Below are 5022 nucleotides of genomic sequence, written 5' to 3' on the forward strand. Positions count from 1 at the left end.
GTAGCGTTGGCAAGGCTCGGGTCGGAGACTTCCTCCGGCTGGGCTCCGCCGCGGGCCTGCGAGGCGGCGCTGATCGCGTCGCTCGGCGGGGCACCCTTCATCACCGGCTGCTGCGCCGCCGCAGCAGGCTGGGCAGCGGCAGGCTGGGTAGCCTGCGAGAGCGCGGCTGCGGGCGTTAGGCCGAGCGCTGCGGCAACGGCGAAAATTTTCAGCAAGGTCTTCATCTAAACCCCTTGGGGCCGCCCTGGACGAGCGGGTGGATTCGAACGCGGATAGGTCAGATCGCGGGCCCATATAGGCCGGGGAACCCGGCGCCTCAAGCAACTTGATGGCTGCTGCCGCGGCCCTTATCTGGCATGGAAGCGGCGAGAGGGGAAAGCCATGATGACGGAAGAGGAAATTCTGGCCGAATTCCGCGCCGCCGGAGCGCTTCTGGAGGGGCACTTCATCCTTTCCTCGGGGCTCCACAGCCCGCGCTACCTGCAATGCGCCCGGGTGCTGATGGACCCGGCCCGCGCCTCTCGCCTCGCATCGTCGCTGGCGCACTCGATCCCGCGCGACGTCAAGTCGAAGCTCGAGATGGTCGTCTCGCCTGCGATGGGAGGCGTGATCATCGGCCATGAGATGGGGCGCTCGCTCGGGCTGGAGGCGATCTTCGTCGAGCGTCCGACCGGCACGTTCGAGCTTCGTCGCGGCTTCTCGGTGAAGCCGGGGCAGAAGGTGCTGCTGGTGGAGGACGTGGTCACCACCGGGCTTAGCTCCCGTGAGGCGATGAAGGCGGTGGCCGACGCGGGCGGCGAAGTGATCGCGGCCGCGGCCCTCGTCGACCGCTCGAACGGCGAGGCGGACCTCGGCGTGCCGTTCTTCCCCCTGGTGCGCCTGAACGTGCCCGCCTTTGCCGCCGACGCGCTGCCGCAGGATCTCGCGGCGATCCCGGCCGAAAAGCCCGGGAGCCGGAAGGCAGCGTGAATTCGCATTTGCGCCTCGGCGTCAACATCGACCACGTGGCGACGATCAGGAACGCCCGCGGCGGCGATCACCCCGATCCCGTTCGGGCCGCCTTCGCGGCCGCGGACGCGGGAGCGGACGGGATCACGGCGCACCTCCGCGAAGACCGGCGCCACATCCGCGACGACGACATCTTGCGGCTGATGGAGCGGCTCACGATCCCGCTGAACCTTGAAATGGCGGCGACCGAGGAGATGCTCGAGATTGCGCTCCGCCACCGGCCCCACGCGGCCTGCATCGTCCCCGAGAAGCGAGAGGAGCGCACCACGGAAGGCGGCCTCGATGCGGCAGGGCAGCACAATCAGCTCGCCCACTATGTCAGCCGCCTTGGAGAGGCGAATATCCGCGTCAGCCTCTTCATCGAGCCCGACCCGCGGCAGATCGAGGCGGCGATCCGGCTCGGCGCACCCGTGGTGGAGTTCCACACCGGTCGCTACGCCCATCTGGAGGGCGAGGAGCAGTCGGCCGAGCTGCGCCGGATCGCCGATGCGGCCGCACTTGCGGCAAAGAACGGGATCGAGCCGCATGCCGGCCACGGCCTCACCTTCGAGAATGTGGTGCCCGTCGCCGCGATCCCGCAGATCGCCGAGCTCAACATCGGCCACTTCCTGGTCGGCGAGGCGATCTTCACCGGCCTCGAAGGCAGCGTGGGCCGCATGCGCGCCCTGATGGACGAGGCTCGCGGGTGATCATCGGCATCGGCTCAGACCTCTGCAACATCGAGCGCATCCGGAATTCGCTGGAGCGCTTCGGCGACCGCTTCATCGACCGCGTGTTCACCGATGTGGAGCGGCGGAAGGCGGAGGGGCGGCCGCTCACCCGCGCGGGCACCTATGCCAAGCGCTTCGCTGCGAAGGAGGCTTTCTCGAAGGCGGTGGGGACCGGCTTCAAGCGCGGCGTGTTCATGAAGGATATAGGTGTCGTGAACAAAGCTTCCGGCGAGCCGACGCTTGCGCTCACGGGGGGCGCCAGAAGGAGGCTTGACGATATCACGCCGGAAGGCCACGCCGCCGAGGTTCACTTGACGATGACGGACGATCATCCCTTTGCACAGGCGTTCGTCATCATAACCGCCAGGCCGATCGAAGGAGCAAGAGTGTGAGCGCCAGCGAGCCTGTCGTGGCATCGACTGAAGAAGCCGGGGCACCCGCCAAGGCGGAGAAGAAGGGCACCGACTGGTGGGGCGAGATCAAGGCGATCTTCTGGCTCGTCCTTGCCGTGCTCGCCTTCCACAGCTTTGTCGCCAAGCCCTTCTACATTCCGTCTGAATCGATGATGCCGGCCCTCTTGAAGGGCGATCGGCTGGTGGTCAGCAAATATCCCTATGGCTGGTCGTGGGTATCCCCCTCCTTCCACATCGTGCCGCCGATGAAGGGGCGGCTGCTCGGCTCCTATCCGGAGCGCGGCGACGTCGTGATCGTCACTCCTCCGGGCCAGACCGCCGATTACATCAAACGGGCGATCGGGCTCCCGGGCGACACGCTCGAGATGATCGAGGGCCAGCTCTACATCAACGGCCGCGCCGTGAAGCGCGAGCGGCGGCCGCCGGCGATGGTCCCGGTCGACGAGAACGCGCCGTGCACCGACATGGAATTCCCCGGCGCGCGGGTGAACGGGCCCGACGGAAAGCTCTACTGCCGCCTGCCGGTGGTGCGCGAGACGCTGCCCAACGGGCGCACCTACGACACGATCGATCTCGGCTACTTTCCCGGCGGGACCGACGATGTTCCGAAGATCAAGGTGCCCGACGGCACCGTCTTCCTGATGGGCGACAATCGCGACAAGTCGGCGGACAGCCGGGTGCCGCTGGGGCCGCCCAATAACGGCCTCGGCGGGCCCGTCCCGGTCGAGAATATCGGCGGCCGGGCGGAGCTCATCACCTTCTCGCTCGACGGCTCCTCGCAATATCTGAACCCGATCAGCTGGTTCTCGGCGCTTCGCGGCGGGAGGGCGGGGACTTCGCTACACCCGCAGGAGACCGGCGGGAAATGAGCGAGGGCTCCGGCGGCCATGTCGAGAAGAGAGGGCCGACGGAGCTTCGCGATCCGATCATCCGGGAGGAGCTGAAGCGGGCGAGCGTCTGGTTCGGACTCGGGCTGCTGATCCTGGCGGTCGTCTTCCTCGCCCAGCCGCTTCTGCTCATCTTCGCCGGGATCGTGCTTGCGGCGATGCTGGACGGCGGCGCCCGACTCCTCGGCCGGCTGCTCCCGATCGGCCGCGGCTGGCGGCTTGCGATCGTCACGATCGCCGGAGTGGCGTTCGTCGTCTGGGCCTTCGTCTTTGCCGGACAGTCGATCGCCGCCCAGGCGGAGGCGCTTCGGAGCCTCGTCACGGCCCAGGCCAATCGCGTGCTCGCCTGGGGGAACGCGCTCGGCATCGTCCAGGGCGGCGCCGGGATGGACCAGCTGAGCAATCAGCTGATGGGCTCGCTCGGGCGCCTCGGCTCGGCTGTCAGCAGCGCGCTCGGCGCCGTTACCAGCTTCGTGATGATCCTCGTTATCGGCATCTTCATCGCGATCGAGCCGAGGCTCTATGAGCGCGGCTTCGCCTGGATGCTGCCGATGCGCAGCCGCGACGGCTTCTACCGCACCGCCTCGCATATGGGCTTCACGCTTCGCCGGCTGATGGCGGGGCGGCTTATCGGAATGGCGGTGGAGGGCGTCGGGACCTGGATCCTGCTCTGGATCGGCGGAGTGCCGATGGCGGCGCTGCTGGGGATCCTCACCGGCCTTCTCGCCTTCATCCCCAACATCGGCGCGATCGTGTCGGGCGTCCTGATCGTGCTTGCCGGCTTCAGCGTCAGCACCGACGCCGGGTTTTGGGCGATCGGGGTCTATGTGGTCGTCCAGGTCGTCGACGGCTATCTGATCGTGCCCTACGTCGCCCGGAAGACGGTGGACCTGGCACCGGCATTGGTGCTCGGCGCCCAGCTCCTGTTCGGCGCCCTCTTCGGGCTGATGGGCCTTGCGCTCGCAGATCCCATCGTCGCGATGATCAAGACCGCGCTGGAGCAGAAATCGCGGGACGATCCCGCGTCGGGCGCAGCCGAGCCCTAACGCGGCCGCCCCTGCTGCGGCGCTCCGCCTCCACCGCCTCCACCGGCGCCTCCCATCAGCCCCTGCAGCGCCGATTGCGGCGCCATGTCGAGCAGCTGGATCTCGAAATCGAGGGTCGCGTTCGGCGGGATTACGCCGCCGCCGGCGCCGGCCGCGCCGTAAGCGAGGTTGGGCGGGATACGCAGGCGGTAGGTGCCGCCCTTCTTCATCAGCTGAAGCCCCTCGGTGAAGCCGGGGATCACGCCCGTGACCGGGAAGGGCACGGGCTGCTTGCCTTGGCTGCTGTCGAAGACGGTGCCGTCCTGGAGGCGGCCGGTATAGTGGACCAGCACGATGTCCGTCGGCGTAGGGCTCGGGCCTTCGCCCTCCTTCACCACCTGATATTGAAGGCCGGAGGCGGTGGTCGTGTAGAGCTGCCCGCTCGTGCCCGCCCAGGCGAGGCCGGCGGCGGCGAGGCTCAGGCCCGCAAGGCCCACCCACAGTTTCGCGACCGAGCCCTTCTTGATCGGACGAATCGGAACGGCGGTTACGGACATGGGAGACCTCGGCAGATAAGGAAACGGCGGCGAGTTACCGCCGCCGTGTCAGCTTAAGCAAGCAGCTTCCGCTTAGCGGGCGCCGCCTCCGTCGCGCTCCATACGCTTGCGCTCGAGCTTGCGGGCGCGGCGGACTGCGGCGGCACGCTCGCGGGCGCGCTTTTCCGAGGGCTTCTCGTAGTGGCGGCGCAGCTTCATCTCGCGATAGACGCCTTCACGCTGGAGCTTCTTCTTGAGCGCTCGCAGCGCCTGGTCGACATTATTGTCGCGAACGATGATTTGCATAAAAGGCCGTCACTCCAATCCGATGAACCAGCGGCGGCCGCTTGGGCGCCGCCTCCGAACAAGCTGTTGATACCATAAAATTAGGTTCGTCGCGAAGCAGTTCCTCCGCGCCGTTGGCGGGGCCGATACACAAGAGA

8 protein-coding genes are annotated in these 5022 nt (G+C 67.6%); 5 read left to right on the forward strand and 3 right to left on the reverse strand.

What is annotated here, in order from left to right:
* A partial coding sequence (locus VF662_RS13625) for a hypothetical protein (RefSeq protein WP_464142207.1) occupies positions 1-224 on the reverse strand: 224 nt, incomplete at its 3' end.
* A gap of 160 nt (positions 225-384) precedes the next feature.
* Between VF662_RS13625 and pyrE the strand changes: the two genes are divergently transcribed.
* The 5 genes from pyrE to VF662_RS13650 are packed head-to-tail and all read left to right on the forward strand — an operon-like array spanning position 385 to position 4064.
* A complete protein-coding gene (gene pyrE, locus VF662_RS13630) occupies positions 385-969 on the forward strand; it encodes an orotate phosphoribosyltransferase (RefSeq protein ID WP_464142221.1) in 585 nt (194 codons plus the stop codon).
* Complete coding sequence (locus VF662_RS13635; protein WP_464142209.1) at positions 966-1697, forward strand: pyridoxine 5'-phosphate synthase; 732 nt, start codon at positions 966-968, stop codon at positions 1695-1697. Before pyrE ends, VF662_RS13635 begins: the two co-directional genes overlap by 4 nt.
* Positions 1694-2110: a holo-ACP synthase gene (acpS, locus tag VF662_RS13640; protein WP_464142211.1), complete on the forward strand. Its 417-nt coding sequence runs from the start codon at positions 1694-1696 to the stop codon at positions 2108-2110. Before VF662_RS13635 ends, acpS begins: the two co-directional genes overlap by 4 nt.
* A gap of 17 nt (positions 2111-2127) precedes the next feature.
* Complete coding sequence (gene lepB / locus VF662_RS13645; protein ID WP_464142213.1) at positions 2128-3000, forward strand: signal peptidase I; 873 nt, start codon at positions 2128-2130, stop codon at positions 2998-3000.
* The gene (locus tag VF662_RS13650; RefSeq protein ID WP_464142215.1) at positions 2997-4064 is read left to right on the forward strand and encodes an AI-2E family transporter; all 1068 of its coding nucleotides are present in this window, start codon (positions 2997-2999) and stop codon (positions 4062-4064) included. Before lepB ends, VF662_RS13650 begins: the two co-directional genes overlap by 4 nt.
* Here the strand turns inward: VF662_RS13650 and VF662_RS13655 are convergent.
* Both VF662_RS13655 and rpsU read right to left on the reverse strand, forming a co-directional pair.
* Positions 4061-4600, reverse strand: a complete 540-nt coding sequence (locus VF662_RS13655; RefSeq protein WP_464142217.1) for an FKBP-type peptidyl-prolyl cis-trans isomerase — start codon at positions 4598-4600, stop codon at positions 4061-4063. The genes VF662_RS13650 and VF662_RS13655 overlap by 4 nt on opposite strands.
* A 72-nt stretch (positions 4601-4672) precedes the next feature.
* A complete protein-coding gene (gene rpsU / locus VF662_RS13660) occupies positions 4673-4885 on the reverse strand; it encodes a 30S ribosomal protein S21 (protein ID WP_464142219.1) in 213 nt (70 codons plus the stop codon).
* Between the last annotated feature and the right edge of the window lie 137 nt (positions 4886-5022).

Origin of the sequence: Allosphingosinicella sp. (assembly GCF_036387215.1) — a bacterium.
Lineage (GTDB): Bacteria > Pseudomonadota > Alphaproteobacteria > Sphingomonadales > Sphingomonadaceae > Allosphingosinicella.